Origin of the sequence: Vibrio sp. dhg, assembly GCF_003443775.1 — a bacterium.
Classification (GTDB): Bacteria; Pseudomonadota; Gammaproteobacteria; order Enterobacterales; family Vibrionaceae; genus Vibrio; species Vibrio natriegens.
Genome location: NZ_CP028943.1, coordinates 2,215,469 through 2,241,204, shown reverse-complemented (window position 1 = coordinate 2,241,204; position 25,736 = coordinate 2,215,469). Strand labels below are relative to the sequence as shown.

The window sequence follows — 25,736 nt, the reverse complement described above, 5'->3', positions numbered from 1 at the left end:
TCAAATTTCTGCCAATTTTATTCGATACCAAAATCTTTTATCCCAGTCCGCAATCTTTTGGTCGTAGCTGAAACTCTTCTATTGAGCCAATTTCCTGACCTAAGTGAATGCGCGGTTCATCGATGTGAGCCAGACCTTGAGAATGCATAACCAAACGGTTTGCTGTTCTAGGTTTTAGCTCATTTACAACGAAACGGATCATATCTGCACGAGTCAGCTTTTTAAGCTCTGCCAGTACTTTCTCTCGCTGATTAAATTCCGTGTCTTTATTACCTATTGCTACCCAAAGGCGTTGAGCGCGACCACGCAGTGTGGTGTCTGGTGTGGCAATTTGATTCCATAAGCCGCGTTTACTGGTATGCCACTGATAATCATTGAGCTCTAACAGCACCATGTAAAAGGCATTTAAGAATTCATCAATAGAGGTGACGAGTTCTGCAGGCGCTGCATTGGGAGACTGAACATAAAGCACGATGCCAGGGTGTCGGTTAAGCGGCATGTTCCCTGTACCGACCATGTAGCCTAATTGCTGCTTGGTGCGGATTTCGTGAAAAAACGTCGCTGACATCAAATGGTTTGCCAGTGAATAAAGCGCGATATTACGTGGCTCAATATCCTCGCACTGATGATAAATCACGACAGCCGAGTCCTGCTGGTCACAGTGCACTTCACGCTGAAAACTGCCGTTTTGACCCAGCATCACTAATGGTCGAAGTGCTTCTTCATAGCGCTGCTCTTTAACTCGCAGTGCATCTTTTAATGTGGTGGCCATGTCATGCGCTTGCTGGCGTTGCCAGTCGCCATAGACAAACATCTCTACGTGCAATTCTGCGAGAATCGACTCTACGAACACCGACAACTCATCGACTTCAATTTGCTCAAGTGCTTCAGCAAGCGTCGCAAATGGTGGATTGTTAGGCTGTAATAATCCCGTTAACGAGTTGAACAGTTGCGAAATAGGGCGATCTTGCGCTGAGTTTCGCCAGTTCCTGAGTAGCTGTTGTTTGATTGTGTCAAATCGAGCCTGGCTGAACTCACGAGCAGCAAAGCGGCGCAAAATCATTTCTAATAGCTGGGGAAGTTTTTGGCTAAAGCCGGACAAAGTCAGCGTCACGCCACCCTGGTGGGCATACATGTTGTAGCCCATGCCGGCAATTTCCGCCTGATAAGTTTCTTGCGCGAGTGAGTCGAGAAACATCTCAACGCAGAGACGAGTCTTGACGATGTTTTTAGGTGAAGCGACGGCATGCGAACTGTCTATCGCTACATAGAGCACGCCCTTAGGCACGCGGAATTCATCATCTTGTAAATGCCATAGGCGGAAACCTTCCAAGTCTTCAATTAACTCGGGGAGGGAGTTGCCGTGTTCCAGAGGCATAGGATCAAGGTTGTAGCATATATACGGGTTCTTCTCGGGCAGTACAAATTGCCAACGTGGGTCAATTTGATGGAAGAAACGTTTTTGCTCGCTGGAAAATGGCGTCACTGAGTACGGAGTAAAATACCATTCTGCGGTACGATCGTAGTCTAACCCTTTGGCAATCAGCGTTACTCTTACATTGTCGATGCTCAAGTAATTCAACAAATCACGTTGCAGCGCTTCGTCGTAACCTGCCATTTTGTAATCGCCGTAGATGGTATCGTCCGGCTGATAGTGCTGCATATTGACGACAAGGTGGCTAACAAAATCAAGCGGCCTTGATGGTTCCTGAAAACGAAATGCAGATTCGAGCACTGCCTGTTTCTCCAGGTAGCGCCATTCGTCCATGCCTTCTTGACGAATCAAGGTTAAATATTGGAATACTGCCTGAACGATATCATCGACGTGGTCGAGGCCTGTTGGTGTAAGCGTACAACTCACGGTAAAGTCACGGTAATTGCTGCCGCTTGCACCGCCTCCAGCAGAAAGAGAAGTAATCCATCCTTTACTCTTAAGCTGAATCATTAAGCTGCCTTCCCCTTCATAGCCCAGTAAATGAGCAAAATAGGAGAGGGGTTTTGTGCCGTAATACTCGTCCATTCCCGGCATGGGAAAAGTCAAAATTAACTTGCGAAATTCCTTAATGGGCTCAATCTGGACAAAGATTCCTGTGCTGTTTTCCGTGCCAATAGGTACATCAATCGATTTACCTTTCAATTGATGATTAGGGATGGCCGCGAACATGCGCTCTACCCACGCTTGCTGCACATCAAGGGATTGGGGGCCAAATAGGGTTAGCGTCATTAAATCAGCAGAGTATTGAGAGTGATGGAACTCGACGATTTCGTCACGAATAGACTTACCATTTCTGTCGCCGAGCGTATCAATATTCCCTACGGAAAACTTTGAAAATGGATGCTCTGGATTGATGACTTCTTTATTAACCTGATACAAACGACGAGAATCGTCATTCAGTTTTAGCTTGTATTCTGAATCGACCGCCTGACGCTCTTTGTCTAATGCTTCCTCGTTAAATAAAGGTGCGGTAAAGAATTGACTGAAGCGATCTAGCGAGTTTTCAAAGGCATTTGGAGTGACATCGAAAAAGAAACACGTGTGCTCTGTTCCTGTCCAAGCGTTGTTTGTACCACCATGTTGGCTAATATAGCTTTGAAATTCGCCTACTTTAGGGTATTTTTCCGTACCCAAAAAAAGCATGTGTTCTAAATAGTGCGCTAAACCTTGGCGATCATCAGGATCGTCAAAGTGTCCGACGTTCACTGCTAGAGCGGCTGCAGACTGTTGAGCTGTATCGGAATGAATCATCAACACGCGCAAATCATTACTCAGCGTAATGTAGCGGTATTGATTTGAATCGTTAGGACTTAGGTGCACGATGCGTCTCCAGATTTCGCATTACAGTAATTATGAACCCTGAGTGGGGCAGCGCAAATGTTGTGCGTCGACAAATACTGCTCCCTGCGTTTTTGTTTTTCGTAAGACTACTGCATAGGCCCATCGCTTTTGCGTATGGGTAGGGCTGTTTGAAGGAATGCACTGAGTTCATGGCATAGCCAAAGCGGTGATGAACTGAGTATATTCTTTTTTAATAGATTGTTAAGAAAGTCGCTATCTTTGGCAAGCTAATTGGTATAATGAACAGACAATTATATCAGTATTTATGTATCGACATTATTAAAATTAGCCCCGAATATCTTATAAAGATAGCAGTCAACCTTTTGGTAGCGTTAGCTATCCATAGGAAATAACATGAAAATATTCATTATGCGTCATGGCGAAGCCGAACACTTTGCGGATTCTGACGCAGCTAGGCAACTGACCCAAAGAGGCAGAGATGAGTCACAAGCTGTCGCCCGAGCGTGCAAAGAACAAGGTTGTGCTCAATTCGACAAAGTACTCGTGAGCCCGTACATCCGTGCTCAACAAACCTGGCAAGAAGTCAGCGAACACTTTTCGGCCCAAAGTATTGAAACGTTTGAAGATATCACGCCTTACGGACAATCTGAATGCGTATACGACTATGCTAATGCCCTCATTGAAGTTGAAAAGCTTGAGTCGTTGCTGTTTGTTTCGCATTTACCGCTAGTCGGATATTTAACGGCAGAGTTTGTGAGAGACATGGCTCCACCAATGTTCCCGACATCCGGATTGGTTTGTGTCGAATACGATCCTCAAACCCAGCAGGGTGAGGTGTTGTGGCATATCACGCCATAAGCGTTGAACCAAATTTAATCAAAAGGCAGGAATATCCTGCCTTTATTGTTATGGAAAACAGATTGTTATTGAACGAATTTTTACTTCTCTGGAATCGAGAGAAGGACGAGCAGCGCACCGTCACCCCCAAACTCTAAAGGCGCTTGGTGAAAGGCCATCACATCAGGGTGTTGAGCCAGCCATAGTGGCGTTTTTTGTTTGAGGATATGCTTGCCAATCCCGTGCTGAACGCAAGCACAGTGAATTTCGTTCTTTACGCAGTACGCGATCATCGCGCCTAATTCGCGCTTTGCTTCCTGCTGAGTCATACCATGCATGTCGAGGAACACGTCGGGCACATAAACACCGCGACGCAGACGTTTTACCTCATAGGTGGAAACGTCGTCACGTGCATAGCGAGTCGGCCCTTCTTCATTGAGAAGAGGGACAAACTCATCAGAAAAGTAAAATTCTGAATCACTCGCTTCACGGTTTGAGCGTTTGATTTCTTTTTGCTTAGTATTTTTTTTTGGTTGCTGGATTATGGTATCCTGTCGCAACTTTTTTACGCCCTGTACTGCTTCCTGAAACAAGGCGAAATCGTCATCGTGTTCGGTGTCTTTTTTGCTCATTAGGTAAACAAATTCATTAATAAATTTTATTAGCAGTATTGTAGCGCTTTTCGGAGGCAATTTTGGATAAGATTTTTGTAGAAGAAGCGGTATCTGAGCTACATACCCTTCAAGATATGATTCGTTGGACGGTCAGCCGCTTTAATGCTGCGAACCTGTTTTACGGTCACGGTACTGATAACGCGTGGGATGAAGCCGTGCAGCTTATCCTGCCAACGTTATACTTGCCGATCGATGTGCCTCCACACGTATTGAGCTCTCGCCTGACAACCAGCGAGCGCATGCGCATTGTTGAGCGTGTAGTAAAACGCATCAACGATCGCACACCTACCGCATACCTGACTAACAAAGCGTGGTTCTGCGGTCTTGAGTTCTTCGTGGATGAACGTGTGCTTGTACCGCGTTCTCCAATTGGTGAACTGATCCAAGCAGAATTCCAACCTTGGTTAGTGGAAGAGCCTGTTCGTATCATGGATATGTGTACGGGTAGTGGCTGTATTGCGATTGCTTGTGCGCACGCATTCCCAGAAGCAGAAGTTGATGCTATTGATATCTCGACGGATGCACTGCAAGTGGCTGAGCAAAACGTTCAGGATCACGGCATGGAACAGCAAGTATTCCCAATGCGTTCGGATTTGTTCCGTGACTTACCAAAAGAGAAATACAACCTGATCGTGTCAAATCCACCGTACGTGGACGAAGAAGACATGGACAGCCTGCCAGACGAGTTCACGCATGAGCCAGAGCTTGGCTTGGCTGCGGGTACGGATGGCCTGAAACTGGTTCGTCGTATTTTGGCTAATGCACCTGACTACCTAACGGATAACGGCATCCTGATTTGTGAAGTGGGTAACTCTATGATTCATATGATGGATCAATACCCACAGATTCCATTTACCTGGATTGAATTTGAAAATGGCGGCCACGGTGTATTCATGCTGACTCGTGATCAACTAGTGGAATGTGCAGAAGAGTTCAAACTGTACAAAGACTAATAGCCATACCCATCATTTTCTAAAACACCGAGCCTAGTGCTCGGTGTTTTTTTATGCGGAATTCATCAAGATTAAGTGAATATTTACTCTTTACATCAAAACGTAATAGAGCCACTATGAATCCACGAAGAATTGATAAGCAGTTGCGCCTCGATTTGAGAAGGCGTGGCGACAATAACTTGAGGAAGTAATGGCAGGAAACAGTATCGGACAACATTTCCGAGTGACGACATTCGGGGAAAGTCACGGTATCGCACTGGGATGTATCGTAGACGGGTGCCCGCCGGGGTTAGAAATTACAGAAGCAGATCTGCAAGTCGATCTGGACCGTCGTCGTCCTGGCACATCACGTTACACTACACAGCGTCGTGAGCCGGATGAAGTTAAAATTCTATCAGGTGTGTTCGAAGGTAAAACAACGGGTACATCAATCGGTCTGTTGATTGAGAACACCGATCAACGCTCGAAAGATTATTCTGAGATCAAAGATAAATTCCGTCCTGGGCACGCAGATTACACTTACCATCAAAAATACGGCATTCGTGATTATCGTGGTGGCGGCCGTTCGTCAGCTCGTGAAACGGCAATGCGTGTTGCGGCAGGTGCGATTGCGAAAAAATACCTGAAGGACGAATTCGGCGTAGAAATCCGCGCTTACCTATCACAAATGGGTGATGTGTCTATCGACAAAGTGGATTGGGATGAAATTGAAAACAACGCATTCTTCTGTCCGGATGTTGATAAAGTTGAAGCGTTTGATCAGCTTATCCGTGACCTGAAAAAAGAAGGCGACTCAATTGGTGCGAAGATTCAGGTTGTCGCAACCAATGTGCCTGTTGGTCTTGGTGAGCCAGTCTTTGATCGTTTAGATGCAGATATTGCGCATGCGCTGATGAGCATTAATGCGGTGAAAGGTGTTGAAGTGGGTGATGGTTTTGATGTTGTGAACCAACGCGGCAGCCAGCACCGTGATACGCTTTCTCCACAAGGTTTTGGCAGTAACCATGCTGGCGGTATTCTTGGTGGTATTTCTACTGGCCAGGATATTGTGGCAAATATTGCGCTTAAGCCAACCTCAAGCATCACGGTTCCGGGTGACACTATCACCAAAGAAGGTGAGCCGACTCAGCTGATCACTAAAGGTCGTCATGACCCATGTGTTGGTATCCGCGCGGTACCTATTGCTGAAGCAATGCTGGCGATTGTTGTGATGGATCACTTGCTTCGTCACCGTGGTCAGAACTTTGGTGTGACGACAGAGACGCCAAAGATTTAACCATTATTTTGAATACAAAAAAGGTTGCCTTACTGGCAACCTTTTTTTGTTTTGCATGTTTAATGAAGTGAGCTTTCGGTTTCCAAATGGAAAGATGGCAAACGCCATTTAAATCGAACCGCTGCCATACGTAACACATAGCCAACCACCAGCGTTACGATAGTGGCCGTGACGTCCGGCACGTTAAATTCTAATAATGCTAAGTACAGCCCAGAAGCGATTAAGGCTACGGATGCGTAGAGCTCTTCATGCAGTACTAATGGAGTCTGACGACAAATCAGATCACGAAGTAGTCCGCCAAATACACCAGTCACTAATGCAGACACCATACAGATACCAGGGTGAAGCCCCATATCCAGTGCGATTTTAGTGCCGATGATACTAAAGACGATCAAGCCTAGCGCATCGAGACGAATAAACAGACCTTTTAATTTGATCACCCATTTCGCCAGCCCTGTTGTTAAAATCCCTGCAAGGCAAGTGATGGCGAGAAACTCCGGGTTTTTTACCCAGCCGAGCGGATAGTGCCCTAATAAGATATCACGGACGGTGCCGCCACCGATGGCCGTGGCACTCGCGACCAACATAACTCCAAACCAGTCCATTTTTCTTCGTCCGGCACTTAACGCACCAGTCATGGCTTCAGCCGTGATACCAATGACATACAACACACTTAGCAGCATAAGGGACACTCAACATCAAATACAACCAGGCTTGAAGCGATGGGAAAGTGCCTCAAACCTATCAATACGCTCTACTCATCTGAGAGCATAAAATATTGCGAGAGTGTAGTGGGAAATGTGATCTGTGACGAATGAGAAATTGTATCGAGAAGTAAGGTTTCAGATTAATCCAGCTAATAACCAAACCTGTTGTGTGGCTTTACGAGCTGGATAAAAACAGCGACAATGCGCAGCGTAAGTCCGTATGAAATACAGAATCGATGATGACCCACGACTATCAAGACCTTATCACCCTATTTAACGACACATTTCTAGAACCTTTTAACACGAAACTAGAGTTGGGTGGAGATGAACCTATCTACCTTCCTGCTGATGAAGAGCAACCTCACCACCGGATTATTTTTGCTCGTGGTTTCTATGCGTCTGCACTTCATGAAATCTCGCATTGGTGTGTGGCTGGCCCTGAGCGTCGTTTGTTGGAGGATTTTGGTTATTGGTACGAGCCGGATGGCCGAACGGCTGAGGTTCAGGCTGAGTTTGAGAAAGTAGAAGTTCGCCCTCAGGCATACGAGTGGATACTGTCTAAAAGTGCTGGCTTCCCTTTTACTGTCAGTTGTGACAATCTACACGGCGATTTTGAACCAGATAGGCTTGGTTTTATGCGTAAATTGCATAACGAAGTGTTAGGTATTCTGGAGACGGGATTGCCACAACGAGTGAAAATGCTGTCTGAAGCGCTACGCTCTTTTTACCAAACTAAGCCGCTGGAAGCGTCTGACTTTATCGTTAAATAACCTCAGAGATACTCCATGATTATTGAATTTGAAGAAAAACTACTGGAACTGATTGATGCTCGAATTGAAACAGCATCAGATGACGAGCTGTTTGCTGGTGGTTATCTGCGTGGTCACATCTCTTTATCTGCTGCATCGTGTGAAGACGAAGGCATCAATGATATTGAAGAGCTGAAAGCTCGCATCGCCAACAGTTTAGATGAAGCTCGTACAGAGCTAAGTCCATCCGATCGCATTATTGTTAGCGATCTATGGCAAGAGCTACAGGCTCAAGCTTAATTATTCCTACCCTATTTCTAATTGTTTCGAAGTAGGCCTACGTACTACTTCGAAAAATTTGAATCTCTCCGTAAAATTTTTGTGGTTGTTGGCAAACTGTTTAACTTTTATTCTGATGGCATAAAGAGTGAACAAAAGGATATAACCATGAAAATTGTCGCATTTGCTGCTTCTACCAGCTCAACATCAATCAACAAAGTACTTGCTACTTACGCAGCCAATCAAGTTGAAGGCGCGCAAGTGAATGTATTGGACCTAAACAACTATCAAGTTCCAATGTTTAGTGAAGATACAGAGAAAGAGATCGGCCAGGCAGAGGGTGCGATTGCCTTCTTAAGAGAGCTAGAACAAGCGGATGCAATCGTGGTTTCTTTTGCTGAACACAACGGTTCTTACGCTGCAGCGTACAAAAACTTGTTTGACTGGGCGACGCGTATTGAACGTAATGTATTCCAAAACAAGCCAGTTGTTTATCTCGCAACCTCTCCAGGTCCTGGTGGCGCACAAAGCGTATTGGCAGCGGCAACAGGTTCTGCTCAGTTCTTTGGTGCAGATGTTAAGGCGTCTGTGTCAGTGCCAAACTTCTACGAGAATTTTGACGTAGAAACCGGTGCAAGTCTAAATGCAGAAATCGCTGAGCAAGTACAACAAGCAGTCGCTCAATTGGCGTAACCCAGCCAGGATTTACTTCCACAGTTATTATTTCTCGGGAATGATACTCGTGTTTAGTGAATGGTAAGAGCCCCCACCTATCTCTAAGCACAGTCATTCCTTTGAGTTTAGTGTGGTCTGGATGCCTCTAATAACGCATCGTTGTTACAAGCTCCCTGACCACGCTTTTTGTTTCTGCCAAAACTTAACTAAAGTTCAGTAATCGCCTTACCTTTGCGCAGCTTACGAACCCACATCCGACTTGGATGCAATTCAGCTAACACTTCTACAGGCAGTGGCAGAGGGTCGCCACAAATTTGTGAAGCCAGCAGTTCAGCCATCAGTGGTGCAGAGCTCAATCCACGAGAACCCAGACCTAAAAAGCAGAATAGGTTAGGGAACTGATGAATTGCTTCAACTTCCTCTTCCTTCTGGTTTTGCAAGTTTGCGTATTGTGTTTTAACTGACTCAAAATCACTTACATTACCAATAAATGGCAAGTGGTCGCGACTCACACAGCGAATTCCTTGGCGTGATAAGTTTCCTGTTATGTCGACCTCGTTGGTCCATGTCTGATTTGGCACACACTTGACAAGCTTGTCAGCATTGTCGCGTTGCGCTTCGGCATCAAACTCGTAATCCAAGTGGCTGCGATCGTAACTTGCGCCAATGCAGAGCTGATTATTCTTTGGGTTAACAGGCGTCATGTAGCCATCGTAGCAAAGCACCGATTTCAGCTTAGACAGCGTTTCTGTCGCTGGTGCGTGGCTGACCTGACCTTTCACTTGGCCCATAGGCAGATCGGCTGTTTGGCTCAGCGTTTGGAACTCATGGCCATTGGCAATCACGACAGTAGAATGCTCAAAGGTTTGGCCATTCGATGTTAGTGCCCAGCTTTGACTTTCTTCATTCCAAGTGAGCGCGTCGATTTTGTGTTCAAACTTGGCTTCGAAATTGTCATTTTTTTCAAGCTGAGCGATCAGCCCACGAGTTAACTCCGCAGGACAAAGCCAACCACCCAAAGGGTAGTGCACTGAAGGCATATCGATAGGCAAGCCAATAGCTTCAGCCGTTTCTTCTGCTGAAAGTTTCTGAATGAGCTCGGGCGTGAAGTTGCCTTCTAATATCCTTTCTAACTTAGCTGTGGACTTTTCATCCCACATCAATTGGGTGACGCCACACCATTCATGGTCAAAACTGATTTCTTCCGCCGTTTGCTCAATAAACTGACGAGCGAATAAAAAGGCAGGAGCAAACACACGCGACACACCAGTGTGAGGGCCATTAAGTAGTGGATAAACGGCGCCTTGTCGGTTACCCGATGCCCCTTCTGCTGGTCGAACATCTTTACAATACAGTGTGACGTTTTGACCACGACGGCTTAATGTTTTTGCCAGGGTTGCGCTTGCTATGCCACCACCAATGATGGCTATTGAGTCAGAATGGCTTGCCGCTGTTCGGTTAAACCAGGGTAAGTGATTGGTGTGGGTTTGACGCTGTTCCATTGTGCCAGCGATCATTTCACGTTTGGTACCAAAGCCTTTTACTTTTGTCATGGTAAAGCCTGCTTCAATCAAGCCACGACGCACAAAGCCTGCAGCAGTAAATGTCGCGACAGTACAATCTTGCTTGGCCAGTTTTGCCATACCGTTGAACAGATTCTGATTCCACATCTCTGGGTTTTTACTAGGTGCAAAACCATCCAGGAACCAAGCGTCGATCAAGCCTGATTCACCATAAGGTACTTGTGGCATGCAGTCTTTGATATCACCAAACCACAGGTCGAGGGTGATTGCGCCATCTTCTAATACGATTCGATGGCACTCTGGTACTGCTGCTGGGTAGTGCTTTTGAAGTTTCGCGGCATACTCTGCTAGTTCTGGCCACGCTTGATGGGCTTTTATTAGATCCGTTTGACTCAGAGGGTACTTTTCGAAACTGACAAAATGCAGCTCTTTTAACGCTGCATCAGGGTTTTCACGACGAAATTCGTTAAACCACTGCCATACCGCTAGGAAGTTTAATCCAGTGCCAAATCCGGTTTCACCAATGACAAAGCGTCTTTGGTCAAACTCCTGCCATCTTTCTGGGAGATGATTTTTTTTGAGGAAAACGTAGCGTGTCTCTTCAAGACCGTTTACGTTAGAGAAGTAAACATCATCAAATTGGTCAGAAACTGGCGTACCAGATTCGTTCCAACCCAGTTCTGCGTTTTTTATTGAAGTCATATTGGTCGTAATTATGTGATTTGGCACGGTAACAATAGGACGATTGTACGAATTTATAGGAAAGCTGACCACTTTTGTTGACTATCTTAGTTATTATCTAGCGGATTTTTGAATTATAGGAATGTCATAATGAAACGAGTCGTAATCACCGGTATGGGTATTGTTTCAAGTATCGGTAACAACGTCGAAGAAGTTCTAGCGTCTCTTAAAGCGGGCAAATCTGGCATCACTGCATCTGAGCAGTTCAAAGAACACGGTCTTCGTTCGCAAGTATGGGGTGATCTGAAAATTAACCCAGCAGAACACATCGACCGTAAACAGATGCGCTTTATGGGTGATGCGGCTGCTTATGCATACCTATCAATGCAGCAGGCAATTGAAGACGCTGGCCTATCTGACGATCAAGTTTCAAACGATCGTACTGGTATTGTTGCTGGTTCTGGTGGTGCTTCTGCGTTAAACCAAACACTAGCGACAGATACGATGCGTGAGAAAGGCGTGAAGCGTATTGGTCCATACATGGTTCCACGTACCATGTCATCTACTGTTTCTGCGTGTCTTGCTACACCGTTTAAAATTCGCGGTGTGAACTACACAATGAGTTCAGCTTGTGCAACGTCTGCACACTGTATCGGCCACGCTATGGAGCTAATCCAGCTTGGTAAACAGGACATCGTATTTGCGGGTGGTGGTGAAGAGCTAGATTGGTCTCAAACTATGATGTTTGATGCGATGGGCGCACTTTCTACCAAGTACAACGACACTCCAGAAAAAGCATCTCGTACGTACGATGCTGACCGTGACGGTTTCGTTATCTCTGGTGGTGGCGGTATGCTGGTTATCGAAGAATTAGAGCATGCACTAGCACGTGGCGCGAAAATCTATGGTGAGATCGTAGGTTACGGTGCGACTTCTGATGGCTACGACATGGTAGCGCCATCAGGTGAAGGTGCTGTTCGTTGTATGAAGATGGCAATGCAAGGCGTTGACCACATCGATTACATCAACACACACGGTACTTCTACGCCTGTAGGTGATGTGAAAGAGCTAGGCGCGATTCAAGAGCTATTTGGTGAAAACAGCCCTGCAATCTCTGCGACAAAAGCGATGACTGGTCACGCACTAGGTGCGGCTGGTGTTCACGAAGCAATCTACTCGACGCTAATGCTAGACAACAACTTCATTGCTCCAAGCATCAACATTGAAAACTTGGATGAAGCAGCGAAAGGTCTGGATATCGTAACTGAAGCTCGTGATGCTGAGATCGATACGGTAATGTCAAACAGCTTTGGCTTTGGCGGTACTAACGCAACGCTAGTTATCAAGAAATACCAAGGTTAGTCAGTACACCGCTAATCGAAATTGTTGGGGCCTTTCGTCAGACGAAGAAGTGTCCCAACAAACCAGTTTCCAGAGCTTGATCAGTTTAACTGGTCGAACAGACGCAGACTTTATCCCAAGGAGAGCGGGATAAGATCCTTTTGTTCTGGAACTTTGCCCGGCTTAATGCCGGGCTTTTTATTTTGTGTAATAAGAGTCACACCTCACCGAGTTATCAGCAAATTTCAGGCTCACGCCAAGCGGGGGCCCAACTGCAGATATTCAAGATTAATGTAATCCTGACCATATTTTTCAGACTGATCGATAGCCAGCGGCAACTCGCTTATCTCCAGTGTATATTCACCGGCTTGGGGAAAATGCAGCTCGCCCAAGCGACTGTGAACGTTCTTCCACGGTACCTGGGCATCGTTGGCGTCTGTTTTGTCGAGGTTTAGCTCAAACTCCCAAGACTGATCTGCACAACTTATGCGACCGGTTTTACCGTTGTGTACCCATTGAGGGTCTTTATGATGCATGGTTTCCAAAGAAACCAGATCTAAGGCGAACCGGCCCGGGCGCTCAACTTGGAAGGTCCAGCGGTAAGTGAGTTTTTCAGGATCAAAGTGAGCGATATTGAGCGTGTCCAGGCGCACTTTGGCCAGTCGGTCCTGATGGACGATAGGATTGATGTCCAGCTCACCGTCATATTCCAGCTCGATCACCAGAGGCATCCGATCATAATTGTGCCCGAGTTGCAGGTTGAGGGTGCTGGCCGTGATGCCCGTATCCGTATGTGTTTTCTGCAAATAGGAAACATGGCCGTTGATTTGATTATCAAGCAATCGCACCTGTTTGATTCGATTGTTGAGACTATGTAAGCAGATAACGTTTTGCTCTGGCTGACGCTGCACATGCAGATACAGCTTATTGGTGGCTGGTCTATGTGTTACCACGCCCCAATTGAAGCCGGTCTGCAGCGGGGTAGCTTCTGTATCGATCACCGCTTCCTGATTTACCTGCATCCATTGGCCTATCTCGCTCAGTAATCGCACAAGGGACTGTGGAATACGCCCGTTATGATCCAGAGTTATATTGAGCAGAAAGTTTCCGCCCCGGCTGACTACAGAACACAGCTGGTTTATCAGATCCTTACTGGATTTGGTATTGTTGTCGTTGCGGCTATAACCCCAGTTGTCATTACTGGTAGCAATGCCTTCCCAGTAATATGGCTTGATATAAAGTGGCTCCATGTAGTTATCATGGCCGGTTTTAATATCCCAATCCAACTGGTACTCACATTCCGGTGCCGTAACTCGGCTATTAACCACCGCATCAGGCTGTTTTTTCCGGATTAATGCCATCAGTTCGCCGATCCGACGTACGTGGTCAGCTTCTTCTTGTTCATCAAAGCCCCCCATATCAAACCACAGCGAACATAGATCTCCGTACTGCTCAAGCAATTCATTAACCTGAGGCACGCACTTGTTATTCCAGTATTCCTGATAATTGGCTTGGTCTGGGTTGAAGTCCCAGTCATTGGGGGCTTTTGACACCGCGTTTTCGTCCTCCCAGTCGATCACATGCGAATAATAGAGTCCAAAATCCAAGTCCTTATGACGACAGCTTTGACTGAGTTCCGCGACTGGATCGCGTTGAAACGGTGTGGCGTCTGTGATGTTGAAAGGATGTGATGGGCTGTGATACATGGCAAACCCGTCGTGATGCTTAGCTGTGACCACCATGTAATTCATCCCGGCTGTTTTGGCCAACGCCGTTACCTGGTCAGCATCAAATTCGCTAGGGTTAAAGTCAGAAGCGTATTCTTTGTAGTCCCGCATAGGAATACGGGCAAAGTGGGGCAGCCATTCGCTAATGATGTCGTAGTATTGTCCCTGATAATACCCGGCCAGATCCCGGTGGCAATAAAGCCCCCAGTGGATAAACATGCCAAAGGTATTTTTTTTCCAGCGGTTCAGCCCTTGCTTACTGACGCCAGTAAAGGCATTGCGATTGTCCAACTGGCTTGTAGCCTGGCTGCTTGTTCCTGTCAGCTCACCTGCTGTGGGCTTGGTCATGATACACCTGTCTAATTTATGAAATGCCTTTTCATAATAATTATTTTGTTTGATTCAATAGAGTCAGGTGCAGTTAGATGCGAGCTTTCTCACGCTATCTTTGGTTTGTTGATGTAAATACGGTCTTACCTAATGAACGTTAATGCCCGTTTCAACCGTTACCATTTTAAATCAGTCATCAACTCATGGTGATCCTTCAACCAAAACGCCCACTTTGCCCGGACTTGCGTGATATTAATCGCACAAACAGTTTGAACGGGTGCAGTGCCTACAATTTTCAACTTAACATCCATTTAATTAAAGTGACGTTTCATTAAGTGATGTTTAGAGAATGAACAACAGACAAAATCACATTGTTGATCAAGTCCGAAAGCAAGGTGAGGTTAAGGTTGAGGAGTTAGCTGTCGATTATGGCGTCTCTGTTGAGACCATACGCCGCGATCTGAATACATTAGCAAAACACAGCCTGTTATGTCGTACTCATGGTGGTGCAGTCAGCCTGCAGACTCGTGACATAGGCCAGACATTCTCCTCACGACAAAAGTTAAACGCACAAGCTAAGCATGTAATGGCAAAACATGCACAGCACTACCTTATCGAGCGAAGCGTCATTGGAATGGATGCCAGCTCTACCTGTCTGCACGTTGCCCGACAGATGCCGGATATGGCTTGCACTTTGGTAACCAATTCCACTGGCATAATGCAATGTATAGCATCAAAAGAACAGGTGTCAGTCATTGTCACTGGGGGCAGTTTTTCCGTCAAATACTCTGCCTTTCACGGCCCTATTGCCGAACAGGCGTTGTCCCGTCTGAATCTGGATGTGGTTTTACTGTCCTGCAGTGGGGTCGATGAAAACGGAGCCGTTTGGGAGTCGAACGAACTGAATGCCTCGATCAAGCGCCGCATGCTGAGCTGTGCGGCTCAGGTGGTACTGCTTGCCGATACGAGCAAAATAGGCAAAAAGGGGCTGATCAAGATTTGTGACGCCACAGAGATAGATATCTTTATCAGTGACAGCCGAGTAAACAGTAAGTTAAGGCAGTGCCTTAAGAAAAGCCAGGTTCTGGTTATTGATGGATAAGCTCGCTGACAACTGCGGTAACGATATTCCTTACATCACTTACGCAACGTTCGGGTTGTCAAGCTATCTGAGTGCTGAGGCATCGCCAAGCACAAGGCTATCCTGCTGCTGCATTAAGGCCTGATCGCCGCTGATGAGAACCTACGCGGTTAACTTCAATTCACGTCGTATCGTGTCGATCTCTTCTTTTATCCTCCCTCCAATTTAATACAGATAGTTTGCGTCAGAGAATTAATGTTGGGTGTGCTTGCCTGTGCGCCAAAGTAATTCTGAAGACGGACAATCGGTTCGGTTAGTGAGAAACGGGCATAGCGTCGACTTTACGATACGCTTTGGGGCATACATTTGTTTTGCGCATAAAAAAGCCGGCATGGCCGGCTTTTTCACTCTTAAGTTATATTATTGTGACTCTTTCCACAGCTGCGAAGTACGCATTGGACCTGGAGAAGCAATGGAATAAGAATCCGGTACTTGCGTATCGGTATTGTGTACGCCATTTTTGATTACAACACCTTCATCCAAAGAAGACACTGTACCGATGGTGTAGAAGTTTTCTTTGGAGATCTGGAGGATTTCTTTCATCAGTTTGTTTTGCTCTTCCTGAGATGCAGTTTCTCCCATTTTGCGATACAGTTCGATTTGCTTTTTCACATGCGCCGGCGGCTCAACTGCTGTGGCATGGTTTTTATCAGACATCCAGTAGTAGTAACCAATGCCCCAGGTAGAGGCAGGGTTCTGCACTGCATAGTTCGCGAACGAGTCCAATACACCGATACCACCATCGCCTGGAGGCGGCAGTAAATCGAAGTTGTTGTCGAGGCGCTGTGTCTGCATAAATGAACCTTCAACAATGCGAATATCTAAAAATATACCCACTTCTCGCCAGTCATTTTTAACTAACTCAAGGATGTCGGTGCGCTCGCCTACGTGAGATTGATCCATCAAGGCTTCAATACGCAGACGTTCACCAGTTTTATCCAAACGATAGCCTTGTTCGTCACGTTTGTTCAAACCGATAGCGTCCAGCATCTTATTGGCTTTATCTGGGTCATACTTGGTAAATTGCGTGGCGAACTCTTCATCATAGAAAGCAGAGCCTTCGGCTGGTGCCGCCTGATAAGCCTTTACTACACCGGAGTAAATGGTTTCACTGATCCCATCACGATCGATGGCATGAGACAGAGCAATACGGAAATCTTTATTGCTAAATAGCTCTTGTTTAACCGGATCTCTATGCGTTTGGTTAAACGGTAAGACTAAAGCGTTCATCCTAGTGCTAGGGCGGAAGTCGTATTTGTAGCCACCTTTTTCTTGATTATCCATCAACATAGGGCGATAGGTGCTCAGGCCGATATGGCGGGTTTGGAAATCAGTCTCACCTGCAGCAGCGCGCAACACCATTTCTTCTTTATTCTCAGAATAGGAGAAATAAATACTATCCAAATAAGGCAGTTGGTTGCCCGCTGTATCTACCATCCAGTAGTAAGGATTTCGCTCCCATACGGCATACTGTGTTTTTGGACCTGGCGGAACTTTCACTTTCCAGGCGTTAACGGTTGGGCGCTCAGGGTTGGTGTAGTGCTCAAAGAAGTAGTGAGCGCGGCACTTGGTCTGGAAGTACTGCTGCCAGCTATCAAATCCTGCTGCCTTGGCGTTTGCTTCGGCGTTATTGTTGAATTCAGGCAGGAACTGTTGGCAATAATGTTTAGGGAACTGAACGATGTTGGAGCCGTCGGTGTTGGCCAGCTTACGGATGAACATACCGTCTGGTTTAGACAGAGTGAACTTAATCGTGTTGGTGTTGATCACTTCTGCTTTGGCGTCGCCTACATTACGGGCAAAAAACGGACGGTTACCAGACCAGTCGTCACGGTTCATCAGATCGATATAAAATGCGATGTCTTCAGCGGTAAATGGGTGACCGTCAGACCACTTCATACCTTTGCGCAGGGTAATGGTGTATTCGGTCAAATCTTTGTTGACCGTGTAGCCAGTGGCTAAGTTTGGCTCAATGCCGGTGTAAGTGCGGTTGAAGTTGAACAGGTTGTCGTATTTAAGCATACGCATACGATGGCCATTGTCTTTCTTCAGACCCAGCAGTCGTAACTCTCCACCGTATTGGCCAATAGATTCAATCGGTTCAACCACCAACGGGTTTTCCGGTAGGCGTTTTTCTACTGCGGGCAGCGTTCCGTTATTAACTAATTCAGCTAATTGTGGCGCTTCATTATATGTGGCCGCTTGACTGGAAAAGGAGATTGCGAGCGCAACACTTGCTGCAACTTGGGTAACAAAAAGGGGTAAGGCAGTATTTTTCACAGGGCACCTTTATTATTTATTTCACGTCGAAAGAACAGTCACGGGTTATCCGTGTTCGCCAAGGAACGGGTTAGCAACGATGCTTAAACAAACATTCCGAAACGATGTTTCAACTAATTTATTCGAGTCTGATTAATATGTGGTGGAACGACAGATGTTCTGCGAGTACTCTCTCAAAAAAAGTCAGATAGGCCCATCTGCTATTGCCCATCATTATTTATTTTTGCCCGTTTATCGGGGAGTTAAGTTTGTTCGGGCAATGGTAAGTAAGACCACGGATGGTCAATAGCGATACACAAATACTCAACCTGATTCCTATAAATGTTGATGATAATGCTCAACCTAGTTAGAGGTATTTGCGAGACTGAAACGTTTCTATGCAAAAATGTTTTACCGCGTAACTATCCATTGATGAGCTGCGACAAACTCACACTCTCCTTCGACAGGGGCTGGAAGTCATTTGGGTATATTTCTTGAGATTTCTCGGGAAAAAGGCACAATCACTGCAATTTTTAAAAATGGACCTTAAAACGCTGGCGCTATGAAAATTATTGTTGATGAAAATATGCCGTACGCTGAAGAACTATTCAGCCAAATCGGTGAAGTGATTCTAAAACCGGGCCGTTCACTAACGGCTGATGATCTGATTGATGTTGATGCACTTATGATTCGCTCTGTTACCAAGGTCAATGCGGAGCTGATCAGTAAAGCAAACAAACTTAAATTTGTTGGTACCGCGACTGCAGGTATGGATCATGTTGATCAATCACTTCTAAAAGAAAAAGGTATTTTCTTTACGGCAGCGCCGGGCTGTAACAAAGTTGGTGTTGCAGAATATGCGTTCAGCGTAATGATGGTATTGGCGCAGCAACAAGGCTTCTCTGTCTTTGATAAAACCGTCGGGATTATCGGCGCTGGGCAGGTTGGCAGCTACTTGGAAAAATGCTTAAAAGGCATGGGCATCAAAGTGATGCTTAACGACCCGTTCAAGCAGGAAGAGGGTGACCCGCGTAGCTTTACGCCGCTTGAAGAGCTGATTGAAACATCAGACATCATCACCGTGCATACGCCAATTACCAAAGCAGGCAAGTACCCAACCCATCATATGTTTGATGAAGCGGTATTAAACGGTCTACGTGCAGATCAAATTCTTATCAATGCCGCGCGAGGTCCAATTGTTGACAACAGCGCATTAAAGCGTCGATTACAGAAAAATGATGGCTTCACTGCGGCTCTGGATGTATTTGAATTTGAGCCAGAGGTTGATATGGAGCTTCTGCCTCTGCTAGCATTCGCCACCCCTCACGTTGCAGGCTATGGTCTGGAAGGGAAAGCTCGCGGTACAACAATGATTTTCAATAGCTACTGTGAGTTCTTAAATAACGAATTACGTGCGCATGCCAGCGATTTATTGCCAACCGCGCCAGTGCCAACCATGATGTTGGACAGAGCATGGGATGAAGCAACACTGCATAACATCACGCAGTTAATCTATGATGTGCGTAAAGATGACGCTCTTTTCCGTCGCGAAATCGGTAAGCCAGGTGCTTTTGACCTGATGCGTAAAAATTACTGGGATCGCCGTGAATACAGCGCTGTCACTCTAATGGGTAATGAATCTTGCAATCTTGCACCATTAGCAGAACTAGGTTTTCAGATTGAGGTAAGTCAATGAGCCAACAATATAATGTTGCCATTTTAGGCGCGACCGGTGCGGTCGGTGAAACAATTTTAGAAGTGCTTCAAGAACGCAAATTCCCAGTAGGTGAACTGTACCTTTTGGCGAGTGAGCGCAGTGAAGGCAAGACTTACCGCTTTAATGGTAAAACCATACGCGTACAAAACGTAGAAGAGTTTGACTGGTCACAAGCACACATCGGTTTATTCTCTGCTGGTGGCGATCTGTCAGCAAAGTGGGCGCCAATTGCCGCTGATGAAGGTGTGATTGTTATCGATAACACGTCACACTTCCGTTACGAGTACGACATTCCATTAGTGGTTCCAGAAGTAAACCCGGAAGCCATTGCAGAGTTCCGTAACCGTAACATCATCGCAAACCCTAACTGCTCTACCATCCAAATGTTGGTAGCACTAAAACCAATCCATGACGCAGTAGGTATTGAGCGCATCAACGTTTCAACTTACCAATCTGTTTCTGGCGCAGGTAAAGCGGGTATTGATGAATTAGCAGGTCAAACAGCCAAGTTGCTTAATGGTCTGCCAGCGGAAACAAAACAGTTTTCACAGCAGATCGCGTTTAACTGTATTCCACAAATCGATCAGATGATGGAAAACGGCTACACCAAAGAAGAAATGAAAATGGTGTGGGAAACGCAAAAAATCTTCAATGACCCAAGTATCACGGTAAACCCAACTTGTGTGCGTGTTCCTGTGTTTTACGGTCACGCAGAAGCCGTTCACGTTGAAACTCGTTCGCCAATCGATGCGCAAGAAGTGATTAACCTCCTTGAGCAAACTGAGGGTGTTGAAGTGTTCCACGGCGAAGACTTCCCAACTCAAGTTCGTGATGCGGGCGGCAAGGACCACGTTATGGTTGGTCGAATCCGTAACGATATCAGCCATCACAGTGGCATTAACTTGTGGGTAGTTGCAGACAACGTACGCAAAGGCGCGGCAACGAACGCCGTACAAATTGCAGAAGTGCTTATTCGCGATTACTACTAAGCTCTTAGAGTTATTGAAACCAAGGCCTCGCATCATGCGGGGCTTTTTTTTGTTCTATCCACGCGTAATTGTGTGAGATTAGTACGAATATGGTTAATGTCACACATTTTTTACACCTAAAGCTATAGTTTTGCTTGATATATCCGATATATTTAACTGATCACCATTTCAAATTGTATCAAGCACAAAACTGAGCCTTCTATGCGCCAAATTTATAAGCGTTTGTTAACAACCTTAGTGTTAATAAGCGCGACTCAGACATCGTCAGTGGTTCAAGCCGAAGGAATTCGTCTTGTTGGACCTTCAGGTGAAGTGCAATCGTCTCCTAGCTATGCTGAAGAGATTGAACGAGCATTACCCGCTCCTCCTGCAAATTCTCAGCCTTCTCGTTTTATCGGGCCTACGGGTGAAAATCAGACGCTATGGTCGATCGCGTCTCAAGTGCGGCCATCTCGCAGCGTCACAGTTCAACAAACGTTGCTTGCTATCTATCGAATCAACCCTCAAGCGTTCGAAAATCAAAATATCCACGAACTGATCCCGGGAAGCAGACTGCGTCTTCCTTCCTTGGAGCAAGTGCAAAGTGCGAGCACAGAGCAAGCCGTCGCAATCATGAAGGCGCATGAGGCGAAACTCAAACAGACTAAGCCTGTCACTAAACCAAAAGTGGTTAAGCGCACAGAGCCACAGCCAACAGCACCGCAAGTCAAGCAAGAACCCGTTTCCCCTCAACCAGTGTCTCCTCAACCAGAGTCGGTTACGCCTGTTAACGCTGAACCGGTTAAGGCCGATGAACCTATTGCTGCCGTTCCGCCAGTCAATACGTCTGCAAAAGGTGAGCAGCAAGTCACTGAGCTAAAAGCGAAACTGCAAGGTTCACAGAGCGAGCTCAGTTCTCTGGAAGAAAAAAATCATCGTTTACGCCTGATGCTGTCAGAAGTGCAGAGTGAAGTTCAGACACTGAAAAATGAACTTAACGATGAAGAGCGTATCCGCTCAGAAGTTGAAAAACTGTTGGCAGAAGAGCGCCAGCGTGCTGATGAGCAGCAGCGCATGCAGCCAACCGCATTAGACAAATTCTTATCTAATGGCTGGCTTGTGGGACTGGCGGCGCTTATTCCAGGCGCGTTACTTGCGTTCTTAGTCGTCATGCTACTCGGTCGTCGCAGCAAAGAAGAAGAGCCAGCTCCAGCTTCGCAGCAGCAATCTCCAGCGGTTGATCCACTAGCGGCCCCAATTGGTTTGGCTGCAGCGGATGAGCTCGAAGAAGAATTGAATCTGGATGACGATCTCTTCGCCGATGAAGAGAACGAGATTTTATCTGAGCAGGCGAGCACTCCTGAGTTAGAGGATGATGTTTTTGCTGGTCTTGAGGATGAAGAGCTTGATTTCAATCTAGAAGGTGATGATGGCGAAGATCCTTTCGCTGGTATCGGTGACGATGGTGACCTTGATGTCGGCTTTGACGAGTTTGAATCCTCAACGAACGGAATCAAAGTCAATGGTGAAGAGAAAGCGCTTGGCCTTGAAGAAATGGAACGAGCGTTAGACGAGGCCTCGCCGGAACTCGAAGTCCTTGATGAACCAGACTTTGACCTGTCGGAAGGTGAGGGTGAAGAGTTTGAAAAAGAAGATCTCTTCGCAGAACTATTAGCCGACGACACACCGGAAGACGAAGAAGTTAGTGCGCAAATAGACCAAGCGACGTTGGACGAATTGTTAGCTGAACTTGATGATACTACTGGTGACTTGGATGAAGATTCATCAACCGTTTCAGAGCATTCGTTTACTGCCGGCGAAGCATCAGATGATGAAATTGACAATCTTCTGGCTCAGTATGAGCAGTCTGAAGTGCAAACGCCTGCTAGTGGAGTGGAGCCTTCGCTTGATTCCAATGAACAAGAGGGCGTGACGAAAACCGATAAGATCAGTGCTTCAGAGTTGGAAGACAGCCTTTTCGACTTATCCGATAGTAATGACAATATCGATGAGAACAGCACGGACTTATTGGATGAACTTATCGAATTTGATGGCGATGAGTCCGACGACGAATTTGATCCGCTTGACGAACTAGAATCATTGTCAGGCTTTGGCAGTGAGGAATTCGAAGAGCTGGATGCAGACAGTGTCGATTTGCTTGATGAGTTGCTTGATGATGACATTAATCATTCGTTAGAAGATGAGGTCTCTAGTGATCCGTTTGATGATCTTATCCGTGAGGATGATACGCCAGAAAGCGAGCTTAACCAGCGAGAGCAGAGTGCTCCTAAATCAGAAAGTACGCAGGATTTCCCATTAGAAGAAGCCCAAGCGAGTCAAATAGAGCCAGTTCATTCTGCTAAGGATAATCTAGAGCTTGAGTCGGACTTAGATATTGATGCGCTTCTTAATGAGCATCAGCCTGAGCTGTTGCAACAGCCTGAGAACCAAGAACCTGAAAAGCAAGCGAGTGAAACGGCTGTTAGTGATGAATTCTTGGAAGATATTGAGGATATCTCACTCGAATACGATCCTTTGATGCGTGAGTTGGATGAGCTCTTTGAATCAAGTCACGATGACGCAAGTTCTGAAGAGCAAGACAACAAAGAGGAGCCTTCTGAGCTGGGTTCGTTGTCTGATGAGCAAGAAGAATCTCTAAAAACAGAAGAAAAGGAATCTGAGCCTGAATTTACACCAACGCCGAATGCCGTTGAAAATGAATTTGGCATGCCGCTCGAAGAGGACTGGTTACTGGATGAATCTGAACCAGAGTCCGAACCAAAACAGGAACTAGAGCCTACTGCTACAACGTCCGAAGAGAGTGACGAAGACGAATTTGCTTTTGATGAGTTAGAACTACCAGAGTTCAGCGAAGAAGATGCCTTGGCCTCCATGGCGGATGAGCCGGAGCTCGCAGAATCGGAAAGTGAACTATCAGAAGCTAGTTCAGAAGCGGACGATGAGTTTGAATTTGATGAGTTAGAGCTACCAGAATTCAGCGAAGAAGACGCCTTGGCCTCCATGGCGGATGAGCCAGAGTTAGCCGAATCGGAAAATGAACGACCTGAAGCCGTCTCAGAAGCGGACGATGAGTTTGAATTTGATGAGTTAGAACTACCAGAGTTCAGCGAAGAAGACGCCTTGGCCTCCATGGCGGATGAGCCAGAGTTAGCCGAATCGGAAAATGAACGACCTGAAGCCGTCTCAGAAGCGGACGATGAGTTTGAATTTGATGAGTTAGAACTACCAGAGTTCAGCGAAGAAGACGCCTTGGCATCCATGGCGGATGAGCCAGAGTTAGCCGAATCGGAAAGTGAACGACCTGAAGCCGTTTCAGAAGCGGACGACGAGTTTGAAATTGATGAACTAGAACTGCCAGAATTCACAGAAGATGACGCGCTTGCGTCTATGTCTGATAGGACGGCACCAGATTCAGAAGCACCCGTCAGCCCTAAAATTACGCTGAAAGCAGACAACGATCATGATGCACTGTTCGAACTGTTTGCTCAGCAGCAGAATGGCCTAGATGCAGAGCCAGAACCGACTCAAACCACTCAAGAACCAAATATTGCTGGTTTAGCTGAGTCTGATATGGAAAGTCTGTTATCTGAAAAAGGCGAATCTGAAGCTTTTGAAGGCCAGTTAGATCGCGACACGATAGACAGCGCAGGCATGGACTTCGAGACCATGTTTGATATCGGTGACGATTGGGAAGGTTTTAAAACACCGAATGATAATAGCGCGTCGGAAGCTGAGGATGTACCTGAAGATCAGCGAGACATCTGGAACTCAGAAGAGTCTCTGAGCGAACCAGAAATTGCTGAAGAAAACTGGGAACAGCAAACGGCCCTGGACGATTTTGATCCTAAGAAAAGTCAATTCATGACTATTGATGAATTGATGGCACAGGTTGATAACGAGAGTGGCGAGTTTGAAGAACAAGACTTGAAGCTGGATGTTGGGTTAAATGAGTTTCCGGATGTCATTGGTGACATCGCTGATGTGGACGTCGATTCCGATGCAGAAGGCGCAGGTAAGCTGGATTTGGCTAAGATATACCTGGAAATGAACGATCCGAAAGGGGCGATCAAACTGCTGGAAGAAGCCATTGTATTCGGTGAAGATGACGTTCGCCGTGAAGCGAAAAACCTCATCGACTCCATTAATGGTAGATAAATCAATAGGGGTGGCGTAAGCCGCCCTTTTTGTCTCTGCAAGCAAAGTCATTCTCGCTGAAACTGGCAACTAGAGGTGAGTTGGGTATATACTTCCCGCCCCATTTTAGAGTTCGAAGGTTAAGATGAGAATCGCATTAGGTATCGAGTATAACGGTACAAACTACTTTGGTTGGCAACGCCAGAGAGACGTAAAAAGCGTCCAGGAAGAGCTGGAAAAAGCATTGTCTATCGTTGCAAACCACCCTGTAGAAGTGCAATGTGCAGGTCGTACTGATGCTGGTGTGCACGGCACCGGACAAGTTGTTCACTTTGATACCAACGTAGATCGAAAAATGGTGGCTTGGACGATGGGCGCAAATGCGAACATGCCAGGTGATATCGCTGTTCGCTGGGCAAAGGAAGTATCAGAAGATTTCCATGCTCGATTCTCAGCAACAGCGCGCCGTTACCGCTACATCATTTTCAATCACGCTTTACGTCCGGGGATCTTAAGTTCGGGTGTCAGTCACTATCATGGTGATCTGGATGAGAAAAAAATGCATCAAGCAGGTCAGTATTTGTTGGGAGAAAATGACTTTTCATCATTTCGAGCAGCTCACTGTCAGTCTCTGAGTCCATGTCGCAACATGATGCACCTGAACGTGACTCGTCATGGTGATTATGTTGTCATTGATATTAAAGCGAACGCCTTTGTTCATCATATGGTGCGCAATATTACAGGCAGCCTGATAAAAGTTGGACGTGGCGAAGAAAATCCTGAATGGATTAAGTGGCTGTTAGAGGCAAAAGACCGCAAACTTGCCGGAGCGACAGCAAAAGCAGAAGGCCTATATTTGGTCGATGTAGATTATCCGCAAGAGTTTGATTTACCACGCGTACCGATCGGCCCGTTATTTTTACCAGATAATTTGAACTAAATTTACA

The 25,736-nt window shown here is 46.2% G+C and carries 18 protein-coding genes; 12 read left to right on the top strand and 6 right to left on the bottom strand.

Features of this window, described 5'->3' with window-relative positions:
* Positions 1-37 precede the first annotated feature (37 nt).
* On the bottom strand, positions 38-2,815 hold the full coding sequence (locus DBX26_RS10275; RefSeq protein ID WP_118119039.1) for an insulinase family protein: 2,778 nt from the start codon (positions 2,813-2,815) through the stop codon (positions 38-40).
* Positions 2,816-3,190: 375 nt separating this feature from the next.
* Here DBX26_RS10275 and sixA point away from each other — a divergent pair, with 375 nt between their 5' ends.
* Positions 3,191-3,655, top strand: a complete 465-nt coding sequence (gene sixA / locus DBX26_RS10270; protein WP_014232625.1) for a phosphohistidine phosphatase SixA — start codon at positions 3,191-3,193, stop codon at positions 3,653-3,655.
* 80 nt (positions 3,656-3,735) lie between these two features.
* Here sixA and smrB read toward each other — a convergent pair whose 3' ends face one another.
* Positions 3,736-4,266: an endonuclease SmrB gene (smrB, locus tag DBX26_RS10265; protein WP_065300027.1), complete on the bottom strand. Its 531-nt coding sequence runs from the start codon at positions 4,264-4,266 to the stop codon at positions 3,736-3,738.
* A gap of 62 nt (positions 4,267-4,328) precedes the next feature.
* Here smrB and prmB point away from each other — a divergent pair, with 62 nt between their 5' ends.
* Together prmB and aroC are read left to right on the top strand one after the other, a co-directional pair.
* Complete coding sequence (prmB, locus tag DBX26_RS10260) at positions 4,329-5,261, top strand: 50S ribosomal protein L3 N(5)-glutamine methyltransferase (RefSeq protein ID WP_118119038.1); 933 nt, start codon at positions 4,329-4,331, stop codon at positions 5,259-5,261.
* A 190-nt stretch (positions 5,262-5,451) separates the two neighbouring features.
* The gene (gene aroC, locus DBX26_RS10255) at positions 5,452-6,537 is read left to right on the top strand and encodes a chorismate synthase (protein WP_014232622.1); all 1,086 of its coding nucleotides are present in this window, start codon (positions 5,452-5,454) and stop codon (positions 6,535-6,537) included.
* Positions 6,538-6,596: 59 nt separating this feature from the next.
* Here the strand turns inward: aroC and DBX26_RS10250 are convergent, their stop codons facing one another.
* The gene (locus DBX26_RS10250; RefSeq protein ID WP_014232621.1) at positions 6,597-7,220 is read right to left on the bottom strand and encodes a trimeric intracellular cation channel family protein; all 624 of its coding nucleotides are present in this window, start codon (positions 7,218-7,220) and stop codon (positions 6,597-6,599) included.
* A 263-nt stretch (positions 7,221-7,483) separates the two neighbouring features.
* Here DBX26_RS10250 and DBX26_RS10245 point away from each other — a divergent pair, with 263 nt between their 5' ends.
* From DBX26_RS10245 to DBX26_RS10230, 3 genes are all read left to right on the top strand, one after another.
* Positions 7,484-8,014: an elongation factor P hydroxylase gene (locus DBX26_RS10245; RefSeq protein ID WP_118119037.1), complete on the top strand. Its 531-nt coding sequence runs from the start codon at positions 7,484-7,486 to the stop codon at positions 8,012-8,014.
* Between the two features lie 15 nt (positions 8,015-8,029).
* A complete protein-coding gene (locus DBX26_RS10240; RefSeq protein ID WP_014232619.1) occupies positions 8,030-8,293 on the top strand; it encodes a YfcL family protein in 264 nt (87 codons plus the stop codon).
* Positions 8,294-8,440: 147 nt separating this feature from the next.
* On the top strand, positions 8,441-8,965 hold the full coding sequence (locus DBX26_RS10230; protein ID WP_020334576.1) for an NADPH-dependent FMN reductase: 525 nt from the start codon (positions 8,441-8,443) through the stop codon (positions 8,963-8,965).
* A 188-nt stretch (positions 8,966-9,153) separates the two neighbouring features.
* On the opposite strand, the gene mnmC is transcribed toward DBX26_RS10230, so the two are convergent.
* Positions 9,154-11,172 carry a bifunctional tRNA (5-methylaminomethyl-2-thiouridine)(34)-methyltransferase MnmD/FAD-dependent 5-carboxymethylaminomethyl-2-thiouridine(34) oxidoreductase MnmC gene (mnmC, locus tag DBX26_RS10225; RefSeq protein ID WP_118119035.1) on the bottom strand — a complete coding sequence of 673 codons (2,019 nt, stop codon included), beginning with the start codon at positions 11,170-11,172 and terminating at the stop codon, positions 9,154-9,156.
* Positions 11,173-11,301: 129 nt separating this feature from the next.
* On the opposite strand from mnmC, the gene fabB reads away from it, so the two are divergent.
* Positions 11,302-12,513: a beta-ketoacyl-ACP synthase I gene (gene fabB, locus DBX26_RS10220; protein WP_014232616.1), complete on the top strand. Its 1,212-nt coding sequence runs from the start codon at positions 11,302-11,304 to the stop codon at positions 12,511-12,513.
* Between the two features lie 230 nt (positions 12,514-12,743).
* Here fabB and DBX26_RS10210 read toward each other — a convergent pair whose 3' ends face one another.
* On the bottom strand, positions 12,744-14,567 hold the full coding sequence (locus tag DBX26_RS10210; RefSeq protein WP_118119033.1) for an alpha-L-fucosidase: 1,824 nt from the start codon (positions 14,565-14,567) through the stop codon (positions 12,744-12,746).
* A 331-nt stretch (positions 14,568-14,898) separates the two neighbouring features.
* On the opposite strand from DBX26_RS10210, the gene DBX26_RS10205 reads away from it, so the two are divergent.
* Positions 14,899-15,651 carry a DeoR/GlpR family DNA-binding transcription regulator gene (locus tag DBX26_RS10205; RefSeq protein ID WP_118119031.1) on the top strand — a complete coding sequence of 251 codons (753 nt, stop codon included), beginning with the start codon at positions 14,899-14,901 and terminating at the stop codon, positions 15,649-15,651.
* A gap of 399 nt (positions 15,652-16,050) precedes the next feature.
* On the opposite strand, the gene DBX26_RS10200 is transcribed toward DBX26_RS10205, so the two are convergent.
* Positions 16,051-17,970: an ABC transporter substrate-binding protein gene (locus DBX26_RS10200; RefSeq protein ID WP_065297190.1), complete on the bottom strand. Its 1,920-nt coding sequence runs from the start codon at positions 17,968-17,970 to the stop codon at positions 16,051-16,053.
* A gap of 541 nt (positions 17,971-18,511) precedes the next feature.
* Here DBX26_RS10200 and DBX26_RS10195 point away from each other — a divergent pair.
* The 4 genes from DBX26_RS10195 to truA all read left to right on the top strand — a co-directional run bounded on the left by DBX26_RS10195 (position 18,512) and on the right by truA (position 25,729).
* Positions 18,512-19,645 carry a 4-phosphoerythronate dehydrogenase gene (locus DBX26_RS10195; RefSeq protein WP_014232612.1) on the top strand — a complete coding sequence of 378 codons (1,134 nt, stop codon included), beginning with the start codon at positions 18,512-18,514 and terminating at the stop codon, positions 19,643-19,645.
* Positions 19,642-20,655 carry an aspartate-semialdehyde dehydrogenase gene (locus DBX26_RS10190; RefSeq protein WP_014232611.1) on the top strand — a complete coding sequence of 338 codons (1,014 nt, stop codon included), beginning with the start codon at positions 19,642-19,644 and terminating at the stop codon, positions 20,653-20,655. The genes DBX26_RS10195 and DBX26_RS10190 overlap by 4 nt, the downstream gene beginning before the upstream one ends.
* A 201-nt stretch (positions 20,656-20,856) precedes the next feature.
* A complete protein-coding gene (locus tag DBX26_RS10185; RefSeq protein ID WP_118119030.1) occupies positions 20,857-24,810 on the top strand; it encodes a FimV/HubP family polar landmark protein in 3,954 nt (1,317 codons plus the stop codon).
* A gap of 124 nt (positions 24,811-24,934) precedes the next feature.
* Positions 24,935-25,729, top strand: a complete 795-nt coding sequence (gene truA, locus DBX26_RS10180) for a tRNA pseudouridine(38-40) synthase TruA (RefSeq protein WP_065297187.1) — start codon at positions 24,935-24,937, stop codon at positions 25,727-25,729.
* Positions 25,730-25,736 lie beyond the last annotated feature (7 nt).

What these genes read in the sequence shown, in the direction of transcription:
- aroC (WP_014232622.1), top strand. Translation starts at nt 5,452, where the DNA reads ATGGCAGGAAACAGTATCGGACAACATTTCCGAGTGACGACATTCGGG.
- fabB (WP_014232616.1), top strand. Translation starts at nt 11,302, where the DNA reads ATGAAACGAGTCGTAATCACCGGTATGGGTATTGTTTCAAGTATCGGT.
- DBX26_RS10240 (WP_014232619.1), top strand. Translation starts at nt 8,030, where the DNA reads ATGATTATTGAATTTGAAGAAAAACTACTGGAACTGATTGATGCTCGA.
- DBX26_RS10210 (WP_118119033.1), bottom strand. Translation starts at nt 14,567, where the DNA reads ATGACCAAGCCCACAGCAGGTGAGCTGACAGGAACAAGCAGCCAGGCT.
- DBX26_RS10245 (WP_118119037.1), top strand. Translation starts at nt 7,484, where the DNA reads ATGACCCACGACTATCAAGACCTTATCACCCTATTTAACGACACATTT.
- mnmC (WP_118119035.1), bottom strand. Translation starts at nt 11,172, where the DNA reads ATGACTTCAATAAAAAACGCAGAACTGGGTTGGAACGAATCTGGTACG.
- DBX26_RS10195 (WP_014232612.1), top strand. Translation starts at nt 18,512, where the DNA reads ATGAAAATTATTGTTGATGAAAATATGCCGTACGCTGAAGAACTATTC.
- DBX26_RS10185 (WP_118119030.1), top strand. Translation starts at nt 20,857, where the DNA reads ATGCGCCAAATTTATAAGCGTTTGTTAACAACCTTAGTGTTAATAAGC.
- DBX26_RS10250 (WP_014232621.1), bottom strand. Translation starts at nt 7,220, where the DNA reads ATGCTGCTAAGTGTGTTGTATGTCATTGGTATCACGGCTGAAGCCATG.
- DBX26_RS10205 (WP_118119031.1), top strand. Translation starts at nt 14,899, where the DNA reads ATGAACAACAGACAAAATCACATTGTTGATCAAGTCCGAAAGCAAGGT.
- smrB (WP_065300027.1), bottom strand. Translation starts at nt 4,266, where the DNA reads ATGAGCAAAAAAGACACCGAACACGATGACGATTTCGCCTTGTTTCAG.
- truA (WP_065297187.1), top strand. Translation starts at nt 24,935, where the DNA reads ATGAGAATCGCATTAGGTATCGAGTATAACGGTACAAACTACTTTGGT.
- DBX26_RS10190 (WP_014232611.1), top strand. Translation starts at nt 19,642, where the DNA reads ATGAGCCAACAATATAATGTTGCCATTTTAGGCGCGACCGGTGCGGTC.
- sixA (WP_014232625.1), top strand. Translation starts at nt 3,191, where the DNA reads ATGAAAATATTCATTATGCGTCATGGCGAAGCCGAACACTTTGCGGAT.
- DBX26_RS10230 (WP_020334576.1), top strand. Translation starts at nt 8,441, where the DNA reads ATGAAAATTGTCGCATTTGCTGCTTCTACCAGCTCAACATCAATCAAC.